This is a genomic window from Pseudoduganella sp. OTU4001 (assembly GCF_038440195.1).
In the GTDB taxonomy this organism is placed as follows: Bacteria; Pseudomonadota; Gammaproteobacteria; order Burkholderiales; family Burkholderiaceae_D; genus Rugamonas.
On record NZ_JASATG010000010.1, the window covers coordinates 1 to 20,240 of the forward strand.

A 20,240-nucleotide genomic window follows, 5' to 3' on the forward strand; every position below is an offset into this window, starting at 1 on the left:
GCACAGTACGGCTTTTCCGGTAACGCATCCAACCAAGTTTTGGCAGGAAGATTCTGCAATTGCCCTGATCAAGCTTGATCTGCTTCGCATCCGGGAAACGGAATGCATCACTGCATCCTTTGCGCTTATATCGGGGATATGCGGTACGGCCTGCGAAGAAATTCTTGAATGCCTGGTCCAGATGCCTTAACGCATGCTGCAACGCGTGGCATGGTGCCTCCCGCAGCCAGGGGGTCTCCTGGCTATGACGCCATAGCGTCAAGTTCTTCGCCATCGCCTCATAGCGGATATAAGGCTTTCCAGCGGCATGATTCTCCTTGAGCAATGTCAAAGCTCGATTAAAAACGTGACGGCAAGCACCAGCAAAGCGACACATTGCGCGCTGTTGCCGGCCATCTGGAACCAGCTCGAATCGGAAGGCTTGAAGGCGTACCATACCTTCAGTATAGTTTGGTCCATGACCAGTTCAAGCGAGCTCCGCCATGGTAGACATTGCATCTTTATGATGCATGTCCATTTGGTCTTTGTCACCAAATACCGCCGCAATGTCTTCAACAGCGAAATGCTGGAGGATTTGCGCCAGGTCTTCGCGCGCGTCTGCATCGACTTCGAGGCGGAGCTGATTGAATTTAATGGGGAGGATGACCACGTTCACCTGCTGGTGAATTATCCGCCCAAGGTGGCCATTTCGCGTCTGGTGAATAGCTTGAAAGGCGCATCCAGCAGGGTAATCCGGAAGAAGAACTACCCAAGCATCAGGCAGAAACTGTGGGGTGGAGCATTGTGGTCGCCCTCCTATTTCGCAGGCAGTTGCGGCGGCGCTCCGATTGCCATGATCCGGCAGTACATTGAACAGCAGCAAGCGCCACATTAGGCAGTAAAAGACGGCTACGCCGTCCGCGCTCTTGACCCCGCCCTAAACGGCGGGGTTTGCCGCGCCCTCGATCAGGCTTTTTTCGGGCGGCCGGTCTTCAGTTGTGGCAGGGTCGCCAGCACTTGCTTCAGGGTCGCCATGTCCAGGCGGCTGATCAGGGCGACGCCGATGCGCAGCAGCTCGGATTTCTTCACTTCGATGCCGTTCTTCAGGCAGGCTTTCTTCACCTGGCCCAGCACGGCGTATTCGGTTTCGGGCATGGTGAAGCTGTCGCGCACCAGCTTTTCCTTATGTGGCTTGGCGGCCTTCTCGGCTTTGTCCACTTTTGCCGGCTTGGCTGCCGGGGCTGGGGCGGGCTTGGCGGCTGCGCTGCGCTTGACGGCGGGCTTGGAAGCGGGCTTTGCCGCAGCGGCCGCCTTGGCAGTGGCTGCGCGCTTGACGGCCGGCTTGGTGGCGGCTGCGGCGCGCGTGGCGGCGGCTGGCTTGGCGGGCGCTGCAGGCTTGGCGGCCTTGGCGGGGGCAGCACGCTTGGCAGCGGGTTTGGCCGCGCCAGGCTTGGCGGCGGTGGTTTTGGCTCTCGTTGCGCTCATGGATGCTCCATTACTGAATAATATAAACAGTATATACGATTTTCTTACGCAACAGTGCGAACGCTGAAGTCCACGCCAACCTCGTCCCAGAACTCCTGCTCCTTCTCCATCCAGTAGGACAAGGTCGGGTGGCTGGTGACGCAGTCGCGTTTCAACTCCAGGTCGATGCGGTTCTTCATGCGCAAGCGCACCGCGCGGTCATCGACCTCGATACGGCAATGCATGAACAGGATCGCCAGCCGCAGCGCCACCACAGCCTTGGCGAAGTCGCTGTCGGACAGATGTTCACTGACTTTGCGCAGATTGCCTTTCTGCGCCAGGATCAGGCGCCCCATCAGCTTCTGCTCACGGGTGGTAAAGCCCGGCAGGTCGGCATTTTCCACCATATAGGCAGCGTGCTTGTGGTAGCCGGTCTGCGACACCACCAGCCCCACTTCGTGCAGCTGCGCGCTCCACGCCAGGTGGCGCGGCAAGGTATCGCTGCCCGGCTTCATCTGCCCGAACAGGACATTGGCGGCATCGGCCACCTTGCCGCCGCGCGCCGCATCGATATGGAAACGCGCCAGGAAGCTGCGCACCGAATCATCACGCCGGTCGCGCCGCGTGGAGCGCAGGTACAAGTCCCACATCACGCCCATGCGCAAGCCGGCATCGATCGGCTCCAGGCGTTCGATGCCCAGCTCCTGCACCACCCCGATCAGGATGGCCAGGCCGCCGATCACCGTGCTGGCGCGGTCGGGGCGCAGGCCCGGCATATCGATCTTGCCGACCTGGCCGAGCTCGATGAAACGCTTGCGCACCGCATTCAAGGCCGCCAGCGTAATGCCGTCGCCCAGCTTGTTCTTCTCAATGATTTCGCCGATGGCGCGGATGGTGCCGGACGAGCCGTAAGCCCGCTTCCAGTACTCCGGATGGTAAGGCGGCGCCCCATCCTCAAAATGCGAACGCGCCGACAGCACGGCCGCTTCGAAAGAACGCGCATCAACCCGCCCGCCGACAAAGAACGACAGGCTTTGCTTGACGCTGCCCACGCTGAACGACTCGACCCGCTCAATGTCGAGACCGCGTCCCAGGATCAGCTCCGTCGAGCCGCCGCCGATATCGACCACCAGCCGGCTCTCATTCGGCTGGCCGAGCGCATTGGCCACGCCCATATAAATCAGGCGCCCCTCCTCCTCGCCGGAGATGATCTCGATCGGGTAGCCGATGGCCTGCTCCAGCTGCGGCAGGAAGTCGGCCGCATTGCGCGCCTGGCGCAGTATGGCGGTAGCGACCACGCGCACGCCATCGAACTGGTAGGCCGCCAGGGCAATACGGAAATTCTTCAGGCACAGCAGCGCACGCTGCAAGGCTTCGTCGGTGAGACTGCCGGCGGCATCCAGGCCGGCTGCGAGGCGGATCGGTTCGCGCATGCTGTTAAGCACGCGGATCGTCTCTCCATCGTGATGGCCGATGGAAAGTCTAAAACTATTGGAGCCCAGGTCCACTGCGGCGTACATCGAGGAATCCATTTATATCGTTTATAACGAAAATGGTAGCACAGTACGCCCACAGTGTTACGCTGTCATGACAAGGCCTCCATGGACATTGGCTCCGGCGGCTGCGCCACCTGGTTTTCGCCGCGCACCTTGGCCGCTTGCAACGCCTCGTCGGCGCGCTTGAACAGGCTGACCGTGCTGTCGTCGGCACGGATGGTCGTCACGCCCATGCTGGCGGTCAGCTTGATCACGGCGCGCTCGGTCTTGACCGGCATGGCCTCGATCGCGCAGCGGATACGCTCGGCCACCATCAGCGCGTCTTCCAGCGAAGTGCGCGGCAGCTGGATGGCGAATTCGGCGCCGCCCAGGCGGCCCATCAGGTCGGAATCGCGCAACTGCTTCTTGCAGGTCTCGACCATGGTTTTCAGGGCCGCATCGCCGGCCGCATGGCCGTAGCTGTCGTTGACGCGCTTGAACTGGTCCAGCGCCAGGATGATCATGGCGGTCGGCTGCCCCGGGCGGCGCGCCAGCGCCATCCACGGCGCCAGCGCCTGGTAGAAGCCGCGCCGGTTCGGCACATCGGTCAGGGGATCGCTGACTTCCAGGCGCGCCAGCTCGGACTGCAGCTTCTCACGCGACAGCAGCAGGTAGCCGAAGGCATTGGTCAGCATCATCAGGTAGAAGCCGCCGAAACCGAACAGCTGCATCAGGTTCGGGCTGACCCAGGACAGGCCGTCCGGGAAGGCCGCCGTCAGCAGGCCGCGCCCCACCACCACCAGCGTCAGCGCAAACATGGTCACCACCAGGAAGCGCCGCAGCATGCTGCCGTCGCGCCAGGCGCGCGCCAGCGCCATGACACCGGCCAGGAAGAAGAAGCCCACCATCAGCGAGCCGATGGCGATGCGCAGCGCAGGATCGGTATCGAGCACCTGCATCGCCAGCAGCACGCCGCCGGCCACCGCCAGCGCGGGATACAGGTATTTTTGCCAGGCCATGCGGCCATAGCCCTCCCACAGCGCGCCGGCGTCGAACGCCAGGCCGACCATGAGCAAGCCATTGGCGATCGGGCCGGACAGCAGCTCCGGCACCACGCCGCGGAAATACAACAGGAACCAGGCCACCGCCTGGCATTGCTTGGCAATGGCCCAGGTGGACAGGGTCAGCGACTTCTTGCTCTCGTACTCGAAGAAAAACAGCGCCGCGCACAAGCTGAGGTTGCCCAGTGCGAGGGCAAGAACCAGGGTCTTGATATCCATGTTTCAGCGGCAGGGCCGCGCTCAGACTTCGTGTTCTACGTTGCTGCTGCCGTCGCCGATCTTGCTGGCCCAGGCTTTACTGAAAAATTCTTTTTCATCTTCGGTCGGCATATCGTGCCAGAACACGATCAGGGTGCCTTTATGGTCATGCAGCTGGCTGACCTTTTCGATGAATTGCTGCTTGCCGGCGTGGTCCGCCAGTGCGGCAACATAACCATACACGCGGGTCAGGCGCTCGATACGGTCCGGTTCCGTGAAGCTGTTGGTCGCGGTGATGGTTGGATGGTCTAAGAACATATCTATCTTCTCCAAGCTGCCTATGTTGGCAATGTACCTATAAAAGTTGCCGATGTAAACGCGAGCGCCCCACAGCGCGGCTCATCCGGTACACTGGAACCGGAGCCCGGCAGCTTATCAGATGATCATGCTTCATAACAAGTTGACAAAATGACTTCCGTCCCTGACAACCGGCCTCTGGTGCGTCACCGGCGCGGCCGCCTGTCGCTGGAGTTCACTCCCGGTGAAATCCAGAGCCAGATGGACCCGGCCGACCCGGACGCACTGGTGCTGGCCTACGCCCGCGCCATGATGTGCTTTGTCCTGTTCAAACCCAGGCCGGAGCATATCGTCATGGTGGGACTGGGCGGCGGCTCGCTGGCCAAATTCTGCTACCGCTACCTGCCCCACACCCGCATCACGGTGTTGGAATTGCGCGCCGACGTGATCGCCCTGCGCGAGCGCTTTGCCATCCCCGCCGACAATGAGCGCTTCCGCGTGATCCACTGCGACGCCGCAGCCTACATGAAGGAGTTGAAGGACAGCGCCGACGTGCTGCTGGTGGACGGTTTCGACGCCAACGGCCTGCCCAACGCCCTGGCCACCGAGCACTTTTACGCCGACTGCCGGCGCGCCCTGCGCCCGGACGGCGTGATGGCGGCCAATGTGTTCAGCTACGACCCCAAATACCGCAGCGTGCTGGTGCGCCTGGCCAATGCCTTCCAGGACCGGATCTGCCAGTTCACCGGCATCGCCGGCAACAACCACATCCTGTTCGGCATCCGCCCCGACCGCACGCCTGGCGGGCCGGCCAGCATCATGCAGCGCAAGGTAGCGGCCTGGGGCAGCCCTACCCCGGGGCTGGGATTCGGCCTCGCCAATCGACTGTTGGCAATTTACACCGTTGCGCGCCTGCGCAAGGGTCTTTTGTGAAAAATCCAAGGGTTATTTCCCTAAGGCTAGGGGTTTTGTGACAAACTACATTTTTTAAGCAAAGGACACTATGGCAGGTCGGCGCAGGAGACTATCGCACTACGGTGCAGCCGCACTGACGCTGGGCGCAGGCCTGGCGGCGACCGCCGTCCTTTTCGTTTCCGTCAGTGCGCTGGAATTCAGCAAGATGGAGCTGAGCTTCCAGCAGCGCGCCACCGTCAGGGTTTCCGCCATCGAGCGCGGCCTGAACGATGCGGTGGAAGTTGTCAATGTGATCAACCAGCTGTTCCGCTCGGTGCAGCCGGTCAGCCGCGAGCAGTTCCACAGCTTCACCACGCCACTGCTGCAGCGCTACCCCTTCATCCAGGCTTTCAACTACCATCGCGTGTTGTCGCACGCCGAACGCAAGCCGTTCGAAACGGCGATGCAAGCGCGCTATCCCGGCTTCGTCATCAAGGAACTGACGCCTGAGGGCCTGGTGCCGGCGCCGGAGCGCCCGTACTACAACGTGGTCGAATACCTGGAGCCTTTGAAAGGCAACGAAGCCGCCCTGGGCCTGAACTCCGGCCGCAACGTGCAGGTGCGCGCCGCCATCGACCGCATCCTGCACACGGGACGCCCGGCCGCGACCGAGCAGCTGCAGCTGGCGCAGGACCCGGCCCAGCGCAATAGCTTCATCATGATCATGCCGCTGTACCAGCCCGGCATGCCGACCGGCACCCGCGCCGAGCGCCATGCGGTATGGGCCGGCGATACCGCCGCCGTGATCCGCACGCCGCACCTGGTGCACACCATCCTGCAGCAGCACGGCCTGCTGGACGACCAGAGCCTGAGCCTGAGCGTGTACGCCGGCGATCCTTCGGAGGCCGGCAGCCTGGCCTACCGGCGCAATGGCGTGCCGGGCGCCACGCACGAACACTGGCTGCACCGCTGGCTGGACTTCGATTACCACAGCAGCGACATGCGCAGCTTCAATGTGCTGGGCCGCACCTGGCATATCCGCAGCGACGACCTGCCGCGCCCTTTCCTGGCCGACCATCTGGGCTCGCTGGGCACCCTGCTCGGCGGCCTGCTGTTCAGCGCCCTGGCGGCGGCTTTCGTGCACACCCTGGTGCAGCGCTCGCGCCGCGTGCAGCTGCTGGTCGATGCGCGCACTTCCGACCTGCAGCGCTCCAACCAGCGCCTGGCCGAAGACGTGGCCTCGCGCAAGCGCACCGAACGCGCGCTGCAGGAATCCGAGCACCGCTTCCGCCGCCTGCTGGCCCTGTCGTCCGACTGGTACTGGGAGCAGGACACACAATTCCGCTTCACCCACATTACCGGCGGCTTCTTCGAAAAAGGCCATGTGGCGAAGGAGAACTTCCTCGGCCGCACGCGCTGGGAATGCACGCCAGAGCTGTACACCAGCAGCACGGGCCGCGACCATATCAACAAGGTGCAGGCGCGCCTGCCGTTCTCCAACTTTGAATACGCCATCGTCGGCCATGACGGCGTGACGCGCTGGTTCAACACCAGCGGTGAACCGGTCTACGACGCCCAGGGCGAATTCAAGGGCTACCGCGGCACCGGCAGCGAGATCACCGAGCGCAAGCTGGCCGAGCAGCGCATCCAGCACATCGCCCACCACGACGTGCTGACCGGCCTGCCCAACCGCGTGCTGCTGCAGGACCGCCTGCAGCAAGCCATCGCCTACGCCAACCGCAGCGGCCTGCCGATGTGGGTGGTGCTGATCGACCTGGACCGCTTCAAGTTCGTCAACGACAGCCTGGGCCACAAGGCCGGCGACCAGCTGCTGCAAACCGTGGCCGAACGCTTGCAGGCCAGCGTGCGCGAAAGCGATACCGTGGCGCGCCTGTCGGGCGACGAATTCGTGGCCATCCTGAGCCAGTACCCGGACGAGCAGCTGACCCCGGCTATCATCGAACGCGTGATGAAGGCGCTGGCGCAGCCGGTGCTGCTGGAGGGGAAGGAATTCTTCGTCACCTGCTCCATCGGCGTGGCCGTGTACGACGCCGACGGCACGCCGGCGCAGCACCTGATAGAACATGCCGACATCGCCATGTACTCGGCCAAGAAGCTGGGCCGCAACACCTTCCAGTTCTACCAGCCGGAAATGAACGACGAGGCGCAGGAACGCCTGCGCATCGAAAGCGCCCTGCGCAACGCGCTGGAGCGCGACGAATTCGTGCTGCACTACCAGCCGCAGGTGGACCTGGAGACGGGCCAGATCGTCGGTATGGAAGCGCTGCTGCGCTGGCAGCATCCGGAACTGGGCATGGTGCCGCCGGCGCGCTTCATCAGTCTGGCCGAGGAGACCGGCCTGATCGTCCCGATCGGCGCCTGGGTCCTGCACACCGCCTGCCAGCAGGCGCGCGCCTTGCACGATGCCGGCTTCACAGGGCTGCGCATGGCGGTCAACCTGTCGGCGCGCCAGTTCGCGCAGCCGGAACTGGTGTCCACCATCGCCGCCGTGCTGGCCGACAGCGGCCTGCCGCCTTCACTGCTGGAACTGGAACTGACCGAAAGCCTGTTCATGCACGACGTGGCGCAGGGCGTGAACCTGCTGCACGAACTGAAGTCGCTGGGCGTGGCGCTGTCGATCGATGATTTCGGCACCGGCTATTCCAGCCTGTCTTACCTGCGCAACTTCCCGATCGACGTATTGAAGATCGACCGCTCCTTCGTCAACGACATCGCCACCGATGCCGACGATGCGGCCATCGTGGTGTCGGTGATCGCCCTGGCCCATAACCTGGAGTTGCGCGTGATTGCGGAAGGGGTAGAATCGGAAGAGCAACTGGAGTTCCTGCGCCGCCATGGCTGCGACGAGATCCAGGGCTACTATTTCAGCCGCCCGGTGGATGCCGTGGCGCTTCGACAGATGTTGCATGAGGGAAAGCATTTAACCAGCGCGGCCCCACGCCGGCTGCGCGCCTGAGGAGAGCGAAATGAACAGCGTCGACCTGCATCGCCAGCAAGTGCGTAGCGACCACCGCACGCGCGACATCGTCAACCAGGCCATCGCCGCGCTGCCGGAAGTGGGCTTGCGCCGCGCCGCCGAATTCCTGTTCGCCATGGGCGTGCCGCACCCGATCGCGCTGCGCACCCTGGTCTACCCAGAGCAGCGCCGCCCTTATCCTTAACGCTTTTTAGCCGCTTCCGCCACCTGCTGGCGCGCGGCCTTGCGCAGCTTGGCCTGTTCCCAGCGCGCCACTTGCTCCGGGGTTTCCGGCACCAGGGCCGGCACCTTCTGCGGCTTGCGGTCCTTGTCCACCGCCACCATGGTGAAGTAGCAGCTGTTCGCGTGGCGCACCAGGCGCTGCTGGATATTCTCCGCCACCACCCGAATCCCCACTTCCATTGAACTGCTGCCGGTGTAGTTGACCGAGGCCAGGAAGGTCACCAGCTCGCCCACGTGGATAGGCTGCAGGAACATCACCTGGTCCACCGACAGCGTCACCACGTAGCTGCCCGAATAGCGGCTGGCGCAGGCATAGGCCACGCCGTCCAGCAGTTTCAGGATCGCGCCGCCGTGCACATTGCCGGAGAAATTGGCCATGTCGGGGGTCATCAGGACCGTCATGGTCAGCTCGTGGGCCGACCAGTGCATTGTGTTTTCCATCGCCGTGCCGCAAGTAGTTGCAATCGCTATATGCTACCCGATGCCAGCGGCGGCTGCTCGGCGCCGTCGATGATGCAGCCTGTCCATTTGAGGATATCGCCCTGCCCGTCGAAAGTGGGCGTGGCCAGCATGCTGGCCTGGCGCCAAACACCGGCCGCATTGCGCAGCCGGATCTGCTCATCGAGTTCGCCGCCGCTGCGCACGGCGCGGCGCCAGCTTTCCAGGATAGCCGCGCGGTCGTCCGGATACACGCTATCGAGCAGGTTGTCGGCCAACGGCTGGCCACTGGCGTCAGTTTCCCAATAGGCGCGGGCAAAGCCGCGCAGCAGGCCGCGCAGGCGGTTCTCGCTGGCCAGCAAGGATAGCTGGGCGCGGGCGCGCTCGAATTTGACACCGATGCACAGTGTCGCTGCGTCGAACAGCGCCACCTGCGCCAAAGTCCAGACGCGCTGCGCCGGCTGGCTGGCGATGAAAAAACCGCGCCAGTGCCGCCCCTGGCGATGCACCGCCGCCAGCATGGCGCCGCTGCCGGGCGCCAGCGCCCGCAGGCCGTCCATGGGTGCGGCTTCGTTCACGTCATAGACTGCCACATGGCCGGCGCGCCAGCTGGCCAGTACCGCCTCTCCGAGTGCCGCCAGCGGGCCTTCACCCGGCATATGCGCCGCGCCATCCGTGGTGCAGTCCTGCATGCAGTAGCGGCCATCGTCGATGCAGGCATAGGCCAGTTGCGGCACGCCCAGTTGCTCACCCAGCATGCGGCAGCCCAGCGCCAGCAATTGCGCCGGGTCGGTCAACAGGCGCAGGCTGTCGCTAAGCTTGAGCAGGAATGCCTGGTCGCTCGCCAGTTGCCGCTCCTGTACCTGGGCCACGCGCCGCTCGCTGATATCGAAAAAGGTCAGCACCGCGCCCAGAATCGCGTCGCCGCCTGTGCGGTATGGGCGCACGCGCACGATGTAATGACCGCCGGCGCTGGCCTCCACTTCGCGCTCCAGCGGCTGCAAGGTCTCGAAGGTCTGCGCCACATCGGCGGCCAGTTCGGGGTAGTCCAGCCGGTTGGTGATATCGAGCAGGTGGCGGCCGATATCGCGCGGCTTCAGGTTGAAGATGCGCGCCGCGTGCGGCGTGTAGCGCTTCAGGATCAGCGCCGGATCGACAAACACCGTGGCCAGATCGACCGACGCGATCAGGTTGGCCAGGTCGTCGCGGGCGGTGTCGGCGTCCTCCAGCCGTGCGGTGAGTTCGGCATTGTGCACGGACAGCTCGTCGTTATTCGATTGCAGTTCCTCGCGACCAAACTCGGATGCGGCGAGGCGCTCGCTCATTTCATCCATCGAGGCGGCTGGCCGCGCCGCCGTGGCCGAGCCGCTGCCTGGCAGTGCGCGGTAGATCCGGTGCGGCCGGCCAACCCGCTCAAACAGCTCGGGCTCAAATTCGGCCGACTCGGCGCTGCCGAGGAACAAATAGCCTGCTGGGCGCAAGCTGCCATGCAAGCGCTGCAGGACCAGACACTGCATGGCACGGTCCAGGTAGATCATGACATTGCGGCATGAGACCAGATCCAGTGCGCGGAAAGGCGGATCGTGCAGCAAGTCGTGATTGGCGAATGTCACCACGTCGCGCAGCGACTGCCGGACCCGGTACTGTTTGCCGGCCCGTACGAAATAGCGTTCCAGGCTGGCCTCGGGAATCTCATCGCGGATCGATTCTGGATAATGCCCGGCCCGCGCCACCGCCAGCGCCTGCTCGTCGATGTCGGAGGCGATGATGTGGATGCGCGGAGGCTGCGGCATGCGGCGCGCCAGGTCGACCAGCACCATGGCCAGGCTATAGGCTTCCTGGCCGGTCGAGCAGGCCGGCACCCAGACCCGCAGCTCAGCGCCGCTGCGCGCCTCCAGCAGTTCCGGCAGCACGGTCTGGCGCAATTGCGTGAAAGCGTCGCCATCGCGGAAAAAGCCGGTGACGCCGATCAGCAATTCCTTCAACAGGCGCGCCGGCTCGTCGCCATCGTGCGCCAGCATGCTGCGGTAATCCGCCACGCTGGCTGTGCCCCGCGACTGCATGCGGTTCTCCAGCCGGCGCCGGATGCCGGGACGCTTGTAATGCTGGAAGTCGTGGCCGGTGCAGGAATGCAGCAAGGCCAGCACTTCCTGCAAGCCTTGCGCGTCAAGCTGTTCGTCGCTCTCAGGCTGCGGCACGTCCAGCGGCGAACCGGCCAGCGCCAGCAGTTGCGCCGCGATCGCGTCCGCCGGCAGCACAAAGTCGGCCAGCCCGGCGTCGAGCGCAGACTGCGGCAGCACACCGAACTGCGCATCGAGCGGCGTTTGGGCAATGGCGCTGCCGCCCTGCTGGCGTATGGCGGCCAGCCCCTGGCAGCCATCGTCATTCATGCCCGACAGGAGCACGCCGATGGCCAGTTTGCCGTGGGATTCAGCCAGGGAATGAAAAAAGTGATCGATGGCGCCGTTGCTGCCTGCTGCCGCCTCGGGCACGAGGCGGCAGCCGTCGATCGTCAAAAAGGTGCCGGGCGCAATGACATAGATGTGGTTCGGCTGGATTTCGCTCGCTGCTTCCGTCACCTGGGTCACGGGCAGTTTGGTCCATTGCTGCAGCGTGCCGGCCATGAAGCTGGGCTGACCGGGCGCCAGGTGCAAAATCACCACCAGCGAAAAGCCCGGTTCGGGCGGCAATCCCGGCAGCAGCCGCTTGAGGGCGTCCAACGCGCCCGCAGACGCGCCGATGCCGACCAGGGGAAACCCGAGCTCTTTTATTGGATTCATTTTGCGCCTCTCAACCTCGCATTGTACGCGCCTGGCCGAAATTGGCCTTTTCGCCATGGATCAAGTATTCTTCATGCAACTTCTTTCATGGAAAGGAAAACCAATGAAGTTGAAAGTTCTGGCAGCGCTGCTGGCCTATACGGCCGCCACGTATGCCCAGGCCGCGCTGACGGCCGACCAGGTCAAGACCTTCACGCTAAACAACGGCATGAAGTTCATCGTGCTGGAAAGCACGGCCATCCCGAATGCGAACATGTACACCTTCTGGAAGGTCGGTTCGCGCAATGAGGCGCCGGGCACCACCGGCCTGTCGCACTTCTTCGAACACATGATGTTCAACGGCTCCAAAAACTACGGTCCGAAACAGTTCGACCGAACCATGGAAGCCAACGGCGGCGCCAACAACGCCTACACCAACAGCGACGTGACGGTGTACCAGGACTGGTTCCCGGCCTCCTCGCTGGAGACGGTGTTCAAGCTGGAAGGCGACCGCATCGCCCACCTGTCGATCGACCCGAAAATGGTACAGAGCGAGCGCGGTGTGGTGCTGTCCGAGCGCAGCACCGGCCTGGAAAACTCCAATGTGCGCATGCTGATGCAGGAGCTGAACAGCGTAGCCTTTGTGGCCCACCCTTACGCCATCCCGACCATTGGCTGGGAATCGGATATCAAGGCCTGGACCCAGCAGGACCTGGAAAACTACTTCCGCACCTATTACGCGCCGAACAACGCGGTGTCGGTGATCGTGGGCGACGTCAAGGTCGACGAGGTGAAGAAGCTGGCCACCAAGTATTTCGGCAGCATCCCGAAACGCGCCGCGCCGCCGGCCGTGCGCACCGTGGAGCCGGAACAGAAAGGCGAGCGCCGCCTGTTCGTGGCCAAGCCGTCCGCCACCGCCGCCAACCTGATGGTGGCGTACAAGGTGCCGCAAGCCGGTTCCGACGAATACTATGCGCTGGACGTGCTGCAGTCCCTGCTCACCGACGGCAAGACTTCGCGCCTGTACAAGGCCCTGGTCGAGCAGCAGCTGGCCACCAGCGTCGGCTCCTACAATACCGACGGTTTCGATCCGGGCCTGCTGTACATGTTCACCGTCGCCGCTGCCGGCGTGGAACCGGCCAAGGTCGAGAAAGCGATGATCGAGGCGATCGAGAAAGTGGCCAAGGATGGCGTCAGCGACGAGGAACTGCAGAAGGTGAAGAATGCCAAGCTGCTCGGCCTTTACCGCGCGCAGGAAACCATCAACGGCAAGGCGCAAATGCTGGGCAACTACGATGTGTTCTTCGGCGACTACAAGAAGGCTTTCGATGCGCCTGCCGCCTACGAGAAGCTGACCGGCGCCGAAATCCAGGCTGTCGCCGCCAAATACCTGAAGAAATCGCTGCGCACCGTGGGCGTGCTGGCGGCGAAGGAGGACTAATTAATGAAGAAACTGTTTGCTATCGCCATGACCGGCGCTGTCGCAGCCTCGGCGCAAGCGGCTGAATTCAAGCTGCCCGCCTTTGAAACCGCCAAGCTGCCGAACGGCCTGACCGTCTACATGATGGAGCGCCATGACGTGCCGCTGGTGGCGGTGCGCGCGGTGGTGAAAGCCGGCGCGGTCAATGACGGCGCGCAAGCCGGTCTGGCCAACCTGACCGGCGACGGCGTGCTGCTCGGCTCCGCCAAGCATAACAAGGCCCATATCGACCAGGCTTTCGACTTCCGCGGCGCCGTGCTGGCGGGCGGCGGCAGCGTGGAGCAATCGACCGTGGCGGCCAACTTCGCACGCAAGGATACCGACGTGCTGCTGCCGCTGTTCGCGGAGCTGGTGCAGGAACCGAGCTTCGATGCGGCGGAGCTGGATAAGCTGCGCACCCGCAAAGTCAATGGCCTGAAGCAGGCCAAGGAAAGCCCGCGCCAGGTCGTGAGCACCTATTACCGCGCCATGCTGTTCGGCAATGCGGCTTATGCCAACCCGCCAAGCGGCACCGTGAACAGCCTGTCGGGCCTGAAGCAGGACGACGTGAAGGCTTTCCACAAGCGCTACTTCCGTCCGGATAATGCGGCGCTGATCGTGGTCGGCGATTTCGATCCGGCCGAGATGCGTAAAAAAGTGGAAGCCCTGTTCGGCCAGTGGAAGGCGGAAGGTCCGGCGCCGCAGCGCGCCAATTACGGCAAGGTGCAGGCCGACAAGGCGCGCGTGTGGGTGGTGAACAAGTCCGACGCGATCGAGACCACCTTCCTGATTGGCGGTGCAGGTATTGCGCGCAACGATCCGGATTATGTGCCGCTGCAGGTGCTGAATACTGTGCTGGGCGGGCGTTTCACTTCGTGGCTGAACGATGAGCTGCGGGTGAATTCGGGCCTGACGTATGGCGCGAATTCGAGCTTCGGTACCTTGTCGCAGACGGGCACGTTCTCGATTTCGAGCTTTACCGCGCTGCCAAAAACGGAGGCTGCACTGGATCTGGCGCTGAAGACCTACGACCGCTTGTGGAGCAAGGGGATCGATAAGAAGACGCTCGATTCGGCCAAGGCTTATGTGAAGGGGCAGTTCCCGCCGCGCTATGAGACCAGCGAACAACTGGCTTCGCTGCTGGGGGATATGTATGCCAATGATGTCAGCCGCAGCCAGATCGACAACTTCATGAAGGATGTCGACAGCTTGACGCCGGAACGGGCCAAGCAGCTGGTGGAGAAGCATTTCCCGCGCAAGAATTTGCAGATGGTGCTGGTGGGGAAAGCTTCTGAAATTGAGAAGGTTGCTGCCAAGTATGGCGAGGTGACCAAGCTGGAGATTACGGCGGACGGGTTCCAGCCTTAAACCGGTAACCCGGTGTCTGACCCACAGGGTCAGACACCAGTCCGCGGCGGTCGCGGGCCAAGTGTCAGACCCTACGGGTCTGACGGGTACGGCCATCCGGCTGGTTTACGGTTTCAAATGCCGTGCGCCTCAATATCGGCCAGCGACTCGCGGCCTTTGTCAGTAATCGTCACCACCCCATCCACCTCAACGATGTGCGACTTCTTACCCAAAAACATCGCCACATCCGCCTCAATCGCAGCCCCAGGCTGATCCACCAGCGCCTTCAGCGCCAGCACGCAGCGGCGCAGGAACAAGCGCTCCTTGCCCGCATCCGTCAGGATGATGCGGCCAGTGCGTTCAAATTTGATCAGCTTGATGCCCGACAGGCGTTTGCTGTTGCGGCCGACGCAAGCGCTTGGCTTACCCTGAATGCCGCGGGCAATTTCCAGCAGCGCGTTAAATTCGTCCGTACTCAGTTTCTCGTTTTTCATTGCTTATTTTCCATGATGGGCCGTGCAACCCATCATGGTACTACTTGAGCACGCGTAGCGCCAGCCAGGCCAGGCCCACAACGGTCACGGCACTCGCGCACATCAGCGCCTGGATACGGCGGCTGTGCAGGTCGATACGGCGTCCGAGATAGATTTTGTTGTGCAGGGAATTGCCCATGATGGCCTCCGACTTAAAAAGCGTTTGTCGATGACCTATTATAAAAAGGCGCTAGTGACCGCCATGTGACAGCGAGCACAAAACACCACAAATATTTAGATTTAGCAACGCTGCTTGCCTTTTAGCAAGCAAGCGACGCCGTGCGCCCTGCGCTGGTAGGATCGTGCCGAAGGAGGATCCAGCATGGAACAGTACTTCTTGGATGAGCCGGATATCGGCAGTGGCGAGAAAACCGCTGGCGAGCTGGAAACGGAGGAGCAGATCCGCAAGATTCCGCCCCTGCCGGAACCGGCGCCCGACACTAAGCCTGCATCGGCGGCGGCTTCGGCACCGGCTCCTCGATAGGCGGCTCGCTTGGCAGCGGCGAATCGTCGGGCGGCGGATCTTTTTCCGGTTCGGGTGGCGGGACTTCAGGATCGGGGGTGATATGCGCTCGCATGGTGTTACTCCTCGAATAACATTGCCTATTCAAGCAGATCGGGCGCTTTCCCCAATTATCAAGCCCTGCCGCCAGCGAGAATTTCCTGGAACTGGTCAATGCTGACCGGCTTCACCAGGTGATGGTGGAAGCCGGCTTCGAACGCTTGCTGGCGGTCCTTCTGCTGGCCCCAGCCGGTGACCGCCACCAGCACCGTATGCCGCAGCGCCGGCAGGCGGAGCAGCGCCCGCGCCAGGTCGTAGCCGTTGAGCTGCGGCAGGCCGATATCAAGGAAAGCGAACTCGGGTGCGAATACTTCGGCCGCCGCCAGCGCCTGCTGGCCATCGTGGCAAATCTGCACCTGGTGCCCCAGCGAGCGCAGCAAACCGCCGATGCCGTTGACAAAGTCGACGTTGTCGTCCGCCAGCAAGATGCGGTGCAGGCGGCCATCGGCCGGCGCCGCCACCGGCTCGGCCACGCGGCTGCTGGCCGTCTCCAGCAACGGCAAGCTGACGATGAAGGTGCTGCCCTGCCCCGCGCCTGCGCTCACGGCGCGGATGCTGCCGCCATGCAGCTCGACCAGCTTGCGCGCCAGCGACAGGCCGACGCCCAGGCCCGCCGTGCTGCGCTCCAGCGAAGAATCGGCCTGGATGAACATTTCGAAAATCTCATCCAGCAGCGCCGGTGCGATGCCGATGCCGTTGTCGCGTACGCTCAGCTGCAGCTGCCCGCCTTCGGCCTGCGCCGTCAGCGTGATGAGGCCGCCGCGCGCCGTGTACTTGGCGGCATTGTGCAGCAGGTTGGACAGCACCTGCGCCAGCCGGGTGGTGTCGCCCAACAGGTATAGCGGCTGTTCCGGCACCTGCAGGTCCAGCTGGTGGCCCTGGGCGGCGATGAAGGGGCGCGACAATTCCAGAGCGTCGTTGACCACGTCCTGCAACCGCACCTGCTCGCGGCGGATGGTCAGCTTGCCGGTATTGATGCGGGACACATCGAGCAGGTCGTCCACCAGCCGCACCATCTGCTTCAGCTGGCGCTCCATGATGGCGCGCGCCCGCTCGCCGGCGGCCTGGTCGTTGGCGTTGACGCGCATGATGTCGAGCCCGGTGCGGATCGGCGCCAGCGGATTGCGCAGCTCGTGCGCCAGCGTGGCCAGGAATTCATCCTTGCGGCGGTCGGCCAGCAGCAAGGCGCGCTCGGCGCCCTGACGCACCGTCATCTCATGTTCCAGCGTGCGGTTGGCTTCCTGCAGCGCATTGGCGCGCCGCCCGATTTCGGCCAGCATATCGTTGAAGGCATCGATCAGGGTGCCGACCTCGCCGCTGGCGCGTTCTTCCACCCGCAGCGAATAATCGCGCCGCTGCATCACATTGCGCGCCACGTCGGTGACCGCCAGCAGCGGGCGCGTGATGCCGGCCTGCAGACGCTGCGCCACGAAAGCCGCCAGCAGCAGGCTGAACAGCATCACGCCCAGCAGGATCAGGGCATAGCTTTGCAGGCGGTCCAGCAGGCGGTAGGACGCGGCCAGGTAGACCGTGCCGACGCGCTCGCCCGCCTCGACAATGGGATGGTTTACTACCATTTGCCCGCCTTCGATCGCATAGCCGACCGCGCCGGGCTGACGCGGCAAGGCCGGCATATCGACCGGCGTATGCGCATAAGAAGCGAACAGCTGGCCATTGGCGGTGTAAATGGCGCCGGCCAGGATTTGCGGCCGCACGCGCAGCAAGCCCAGGTTCTGCCGCGCGGTGCGCGGGTCGTTGAAGGAGATGGCGGGCGCCGAGATGGTGGCAATCAGCTCGGCTTGCGTGGTCAGGTCGTCCACCCAGCCCTGCTGGAAACTTTTCAGGTCGTAATACAGCATGGCCACCGTGGTGACCACCAGCGCGACAAATGTGGTTGCCAGTGCCGTCAGGATCAGTTTGAACCGCACTGATCCTGCCGCCGTGCCTAACATCACTGCCCGCCTTTCTGCACATGGTAGGCGACGGACAGCAGCCGCGAACTCAGCCGCACGTTACAGCGCTCGGCGGCCGGCAGCGACACTTCGAATCGTACGCGCTGGTCGACCACCCGGAAATTGATGACGCTGCCCGTTTGCAGGCCATCGTCCTGCTCGGTGACGGTGACAGTGCCGTTCTTCTCCGCCGCACGCAGCGCTGAGCCTGGCTGAGCGGCGTCTGCGCCGACGAACAACACGTGCAGGCCGGCCAGCGAATCGCCGTCGCGCAGGTTGCGCACGCTGATCGCGCGGTTGCCGACGTTGCGGCCGCTGGTGATCTGGACCAGTTCCGCCGCCAGCTCGTCCGCGCCCAGCACACCCACCACCAGGGTCGGGCCGGGATCGGACGGAAACTCCATGTAACCGAGGAATTTATACAGGAAGGCCGCCTTGACGCTGCGCTCCAGCACGGGCGTTGGGCCGCCGAGCTGGGAGCCGGTCGCCATACAGCTAAGGGCGAACAGAAGCATCGCCAACAGCAGGAGGCGAGTCTTCCAGCCCTTGGCAAACCCTGGCACAAGGGCGAATGATGTAAGGCTGGCGCTTACCATCCTGTTAGTATCGCATGGTCAGCTTAAGGACCGCGCGCCGCTCGAATTCACTGCGCCCGGGCAGTGCGCCGTGCTCGGTGTGGCGCGCATGCAGCAGGTTCTGCCCGGCCAGCGCCACTTCGATATTGGGGCGCACTTTCCACACCCAGTTGACGTCCAGCTCATGGTAGGACGGCACATAGGGCTTGGGCAGGCTGCCGCTGTAGCGCAAGGTCCAGTCCAGCTGCATGCGGTCGCTCAGCTCGTGCGAGGAGCGCAGCTGCCAGTAGCTGCTGGGGTCGTTAATCACCAGGCCGCCGGAAGAGACATCCTTGCTGGCCGGGTCGCGCTTGATGTCGATATCCTGCACCACCAGGCCGGCGTTCAGGCGCCAACGCAGGGCCGGTTGCCAGCGCGCCCAGAATTCGATGCCGCGAGTGCGGCCCTCGGCCAGGTTGCGGAATTCAATGTTGCCGCGATACGGCCCCGCGATGGAATTCGGCTCCAGCGTGCGCAGCTTGTTGTAGTCGGCAAACCAGGCGGTGACGGAATAGGACCAGTTCTGCGCCGGCTGGGCGCGGTAACCCAGCTCCAGCACATTGGCCACCTCGGATTCGAAGTCCGGGCTGGTGCCGATGACGAAGCGCGGCACGCCGGCAATGACGATGGGCTTGGGCGGCGCCACGAAGTCGCGGTCGGTGCGCGCCGGTGCGCGAACCGTGCGCGACATCGCGCTCCACAGGGTTTGCCGGCTGTCCGGACTCCACGCCACACGCAGCGTTGGCAGCAGCTCGGACCCGGTGTAGGTATTGTGCTCGACCTTCAGGCCGCCGGTCGCGCGCAGCCCCGGCGCCAGCGTGATTTCATCCTGCGCGAACAGGCTGCCCCAATGCATATTGCGCCGGTAGGGCCAGAAGCCGAAGCTCGGGCCGGGCGTATTGTCGTCGCGCGAGTAGCGGTAGCCGCCGCCCCACGACAGCTTGTGGCTGCCAAGGCGGATGTCGTGCTGGCCTTCCAGTTCCACCGTGTCCAGGCGGTCCACGTAATTCATTGGCTGGTTGCGTTCGGTGTGGTCCAGGTTCAGCTGCAGGCGCAGGCCCATGTCGTCGGACAGCTGGCGCGTATAGCGCGTCACCAGGTTGGCGCCGGAGATGCGGATGTCGCGCGTATTGGTTTGTCCCATATCGCCCTGGTACACATCGCCCGATACGGTCAGGCCACCGCGCAGTGCGTCCCAGTCGGCACGGAAGCCGGCCTGGCGGCGCTGCATGCCGGTGAAGGTGTTGGCGCCGGAGGCGGCGTCGGTATCTTCCAAGGCCATGGCCTGGGCATACACACGGTAGGTGCCGCCCTGCGGCAGGCGGCCGCCGAAACGCACGCTGGCATCGCCCTCGCGGTGCGAGCCGGCTATCGACAGCAGCGTGCCCTGGCTGTCCTTGGCATGCCGCGTGATGATGTTGATCACGCCGTTCACCGCGTTCACGCCCCACAAGGTGGAACCGGGGCCGCTGATGACTTCGATGCGCTCGATATCTTCCATCACCACGCCCTGGGCGTCCCAGAACACGGCGGAGAAGAACGGCGAATAGACGCTGCGGCCGTCGATCAGCACCAGCAGCTTGTTGGCAAACGGGCTGTTGAAGCCGCGCGCGGTGATGGCGTAGTTGCGCGCATCGACGCGCGCAATTTCCAGGTTGGGCGCCAGGCGCAGCGCTTCGGGCAGGCTGCGCACGCCGCTGCGGCGGATATCGATGGCGCTGATGATGAAAACCGAGGCGGCGGCATTACTCAGTTTTTCCTCATGCCTTGAGACTGAGGTGATGACGATTTCGTTGAGCTGCTCCAGCGAGAGGTCGGCGATATCGCCGTCCGCCATAGCTGAAGCACGCGTGGCAGGCGCGAGTGACAGTGCGGCCAGCAACAACAAGGGCGAGGAGGTCTTGTTCATGGCTTGTAGGCGAATTGTCGTAGGGAATTATAAACACAACTCTTCCCTGTGCGGCTTACGGTTGTGTAATTTGGCAACG

At 63.6% G+C, this 20,240-nt stretch carries 19 protein-coding genes and 1 pseudogene; 7 read left to right on the forward strand and 13 right to left on the reverse strand.

Annotated elements, in window-relative coordinates:
• Window positions 1-190: hypothetical protein (locus tag AAHE99_RS11195; protein ID WP_342117523.1), on the forward strand; the 190-nt coding region annotated here is incomplete at its 5' end.
• Between the two features lie 165 nt (window positions 191-355).
• On the opposite strand, the pseudogene AAHE99_RS11200 reads toward AAHE99_RS11195, so the two are convergent.
• Window positions 356-436 (reverse strand): annotated as a pseudogene (locus AAHE99_RS11200) (helix-turn-helix domain-containing protein); the annotation flags it as partial.
• A gap of 21 nt (window positions 437-457) precedes the next feature.
• Here AAHE99_RS11200 and tnpA point away from each other — a divergent pair.
• Window positions 458-874, forward strand: coding sequence for an IS200/IS605 family transposase (gene tnpA, locus AAHE99_RS11205; protein WP_342117271.1), 417 nt, complete (start codon window positions 458-460; stop codon window positions 872-874).
• A gap of 71 nt (window positions 875-945) precedes the next feature.
• On the opposite strand, the gene AAHE99_RS11210 is transcribed toward tnpA, so the two are convergent.
• The 4 genes from AAHE99_RS11210 to AAHE99_RS11225 form a co-directional block, all read right to left on the reverse strand.
• On the reverse strand, window positions 946-1,464 hold the full coding sequence (locus tag AAHE99_RS11210) for a hypothetical protein (protein ID WP_342117273.1): 519 nt from the start codon (window positions 1,462-1,464) through the stop codon (window positions 946-948).
• Between the two features lie 44 nt (window positions 1,465-1,508).
• Window positions 1,509-2,963, reverse strand: a complete 1,455-nt coding sequence (locus AAHE99_RS11215; protein ID WP_342117518.1) for a Ppx/GppA phosphatase family protein — start codon at window positions 2,961-2,963, stop codon at window positions 1,509-1,511.
• A gap of 65 nt (window positions 2,964-3,028) precedes the next feature.
• Window positions 3,029-4,198, reverse strand: a complete 1,170-nt coding sequence (locus AAHE99_RS11220) for a GGDEF domain-containing protein (RefSeq protein WP_342117274.1) — start codon at window positions 4,196-4,198, stop codon at window positions 3,029-3,031.
• 21 nt (window positions 4,199-4,219) lie between these two features.
• Window positions 4,220-4,495, reverse strand: coding sequence for a hypothetical protein (locus AAHE99_RS11225; RefSeq protein WP_342117276.1), 276 nt, complete (start codon window positions 4,493-4,495; stop codon window positions 4,220-4,222).
• 150 nt (window positions 4,496-4,645) lie between these two features.
• Here AAHE99_RS11225 and AAHE99_RS11230 point away from each other — a divergent pair, with 150 nt between their 5' ends.
• From AAHE99_RS11230 to AAHE99_RS11240, 3 genes are all read left to right on the forward strand, one after another.
• The gene (locus AAHE99_RS11230) at window positions 4,646-5,407 is read left to right on the forward strand and encodes a fused MFS/spermidine synthase (protein ID WP_342117277.1); all 762 of its coding nucleotides are present in this window, start codon (window positions 4,646-4,648) and stop codon (window positions 5,405-5,407) included.
• 70 nt (window positions 5,408-5,477) lie between these two features.
• Window positions 5,478-8,345: a bifunctional diguanylate cyclase/phosphodiesterase gene (locus AAHE99_RS11235; protein ID WP_342117279.1), complete on the forward strand. Its 2,868-nt coding sequence runs from the start codon at window positions 5,478-5,480 to the stop codon at window positions 8,343-8,345.
• Window positions 8,346-8,355: 10 nt separating this feature from the next.
• Window positions 8,356-8,550, forward strand: coding sequence for a hypothetical protein (locus tag AAHE99_RS11240; protein ID WP_342117280.1), 195 nt, complete (start codon window positions 8,356-8,358; stop codon window positions 8,548-8,550).
• On the opposite strand, the gene AAHE99_RS11245 is transcribed toward AAHE99_RS11240, so the two are convergent.
• Together AAHE99_RS11245 and AAHE99_RS11250 are read right to left on the reverse strand one after the other, a co-directional pair.
• Window positions 8,547-9,017 carry an acyl-CoA thioesterase gene (locus AAHE99_RS11245; RefSeq protein ID WP_342117282.1) on the reverse strand — a complete coding sequence of 157 codons (471 nt, stop codon included), beginning with the start codon at window positions 9,015-9,017 and terminating at the stop codon, window positions 8,547-8,549. The two genes, AAHE99_RS11240 and AAHE99_RS11245, sit on opposite strands and share 4 nt — an antisense overlap.
• A gap of 38 nt (window positions 9,018-9,055) precedes the next feature.
• Window positions 9,056-11,806, reverse strand: coding sequence for a CheR family methyltransferase (locus tag AAHE99_RS11250; protein ID WP_342117283.1), 2,751 nt, complete (start codon window positions 11,804-11,806; stop codon window positions 9,056-9,058).
• Window positions 11,807-11,909: 103 nt separating this feature from the next.
• On the opposite strand from AAHE99_RS11250, the gene AAHE99_RS11255 reads away from it, so the two are divergent.
• Together AAHE99_RS11255 and AAHE99_RS11260 are read left to right on the forward strand one after the other, a co-directional pair.
• Window positions 11,910-13,226, forward strand: coding sequence for a M16 family metallopeptidase (locus AAHE99_RS11255; RefSeq protein WP_342117284.1), 1,317 nt, complete (start codon window positions 11,910-11,912; stop codon window positions 13,224-13,226).
• 3 nt (window positions 13,227-13,229) lie between these two features.
• Complete coding sequence (locus tag AAHE99_RS11260; RefSeq protein ID WP_342117285.1) at window positions 13,230-14,612, forward strand: M16 family metallopeptidase; 1,383 nt, start codon at window positions 13,230-13,232, stop codon at window positions 14,610-14,612.
• A gap of 113 nt (window positions 14,613-14,725) precedes the next feature.
• Here the strand turns inward: AAHE99_RS11260 and AAHE99_RS11265 are convergent, their stop codons facing one another.
• The 6 genes from AAHE99_RS11265 to AAHE99_RS11290 all read right to left on the reverse strand — a co-directional run bounded on the left by AAHE99_RS11265 (window position 14,726) and on the right by AAHE99_RS11290 (window position 20,161).
• Complete coding sequence (locus AAHE99_RS11265; RefSeq protein WP_342117286.1) at window positions 14,726-15,085, reverse strand: hypothetical protein; 360 nt, start codon at window positions 15,083-15,085, stop codon at window positions 14,726-14,728.
• Between the two features lie 40 nt (window positions 15,086-15,125).
• A complete protein-coding gene (locus AAHE99_RS11270) occupies window positions 15,126-15,263 on the reverse strand; it encodes a hypothetical protein (RefSeq protein WP_342117288.1) in 138 nt (45 codons plus the stop codon).
• A gap of 301 nt (window positions 15,264-15,564) precedes the next feature.
• The gene (locus tag AAHE99_RS11275; RefSeq protein WP_342117289.1) at window positions 15,565-15,702 is read right to left on the reverse strand and encodes a hypothetical protein; all 138 of its coding nucleotides are present in this window, start codon (window positions 15,700-15,702) and stop codon (window positions 15,565-15,567) included.
• Window positions 15,703-15,760: 58 nt separating this feature from the next.
• Entirely contained in the window at window positions 15,761-17,614 is a 1,854-nt protein-coding gene (locus tag AAHE99_RS11280) for a hybrid sensor histidine kinase/response regulator (protein ID WP_342117290.1), read from the reverse strand.
• A 23-nt stretch (window positions 17,615-17,637) separates the two neighbouring features.
• Window positions 17,638-18,129 (reverse strand): YfiR family protein, encoded by a 492-nt coding sequence (locus AAHE99_RS11285; RefSeq protein ID WP_342117291.1) that lies wholly within the window; start codon window positions 18,127-18,129, stop codon window positions 17,638-17,640.
• 109 nt (window positions 18,130-18,238) lie between these two features.
• Entirely contained in the window at window positions 18,239-20,161 is a 1,923-nt protein-coding gene (locus AAHE99_RS11290) for a TonB-dependent receptor plug domain-containing protein (RefSeq protein ID WP_342117293.1), read from the reverse strand.
• Window positions 20,162-20,240 lie beyond the last annotated feature (79 nt).

Excerpts from the sequence above, each read along its gene's own strand:
- tnpA (WP_342117271.1), top strand. The coding sequence starts at position 458 with ATGACCAGTTCAAGCGAGCTCCGCCATGGTAGACATTGCATCTTTATG.
- AAHE99_RS11255 (WP_342117284.1), top strand. The coding sequence starts at position 11,910 with ATGAAGTTGAAAGTTCTGGCAGCGCTGCTGGCCTATACGGCCGCCACG.
- AAHE99_RS11230 (WP_342117277.1), top strand. The coding sequence starts at position 4,646 with ATGACTTCCGTCCCTGACAACCGGCCTCTGGTGCGTCACCGGCGCGGC.
- AAHE99_RS11250 (WP_342117283.1), bottom strand. The coding sequence starts at position 11,806 with ATGAATCCAATAAAAGAGCTCGGGTTTCCCCTGGTCGGCATCGGCGCG.
- AAHE99_RS11275 (WP_342117289.1), bottom strand. The coding sequence starts at position 15,702 with ATGCGAGCGCATATCACCCCCGATCCTGAAGTCCCGCCACCCGAACCG.
- AAHE99_RS11240 (WP_342117280.1), top strand. The coding sequence starts at position 8,356 with ATGAACAGCGTCGACCTGCATCGCCAGCAAGTGCGTAGCGACCACCGC.
- AAHE99_RS11260 (WP_342117285.1), top strand. The coding sequence starts at position 13,230 with ATGAAGAAACTGTTTGCTATCGCCATGACCGGCGCTGTCGCAGCCTCG.
- AAHE99_RS11215 (WP_342117518.1), bottom strand. The coding sequence starts at position 2,963 with ATGTACGCCGCAGTGGACCTGGGCTCCAATAGTTTTAGACTTTCCATC.
- AAHE99_RS11285 (WP_342117291.1), bottom strand. The coding sequence starts at position 18,129 with ATGGCGACCGGCTCCCAGCTCGGCGGCCCAACGCCCGTGCTGGAGCGC.
- AAHE99_RS11290 (WP_342117293.1), bottom strand. The coding sequence starts at position 20,161 with ATGAACAAGACCTCCTCGCCCTTGTTGTTGCTGGCCGCACTGTCACTC.
- AAHE99_RS11270 (WP_342117288.1), bottom strand. The coding sequence starts at position 15,263 with ATGGGCAATTCCCTGCACAACAAAATCTATCTCGGACGCCGTATCGAC.
- AAHE99_RS11265 (WP_342117286.1), bottom strand. The coding sequence starts at position 15,085 with ATGAAAAACGAGAAACTGAGTACGGACGAATTTAACGCGCTGCTGGAA.
- AAHE99_RS11235 (WP_342117279.1), top strand. The coding sequence starts at position 5,478 with ATGGCAGGTCGGCGCAGGAGACTATCGCACTACGGTGCAGCCGCACTG.
- AAHE99_RS11245 (WP_342117282.1), bottom strand. The coding sequence starts at position 9,017 with ATGCACTGGTCGGCCCACGAGCTGACCATGACGGTCCTGATGACCCCC.
- AAHE99_RS11220 (WP_342117274.1), bottom strand. The coding sequence starts at position 4,198 with ATGGATATCAAGACCCTGGTTCTTGCCCTCGCACTGGGCAACCTCAGC.
- AAHE99_RS11210 (WP_342117273.1), bottom strand. The coding sequence starts at position 1,464 with ATGAGCGCAACGAGAGCCAAAACCACCGCCGCCAAGCCTGGCGCGGCC.
- AAHE99_RS11225 (WP_342117276.1), bottom strand. The coding sequence starts at position 4,495 with ATGTTCTTAGACCATCCAACCATCACCGCGACCAACAGCTTCACGGAA.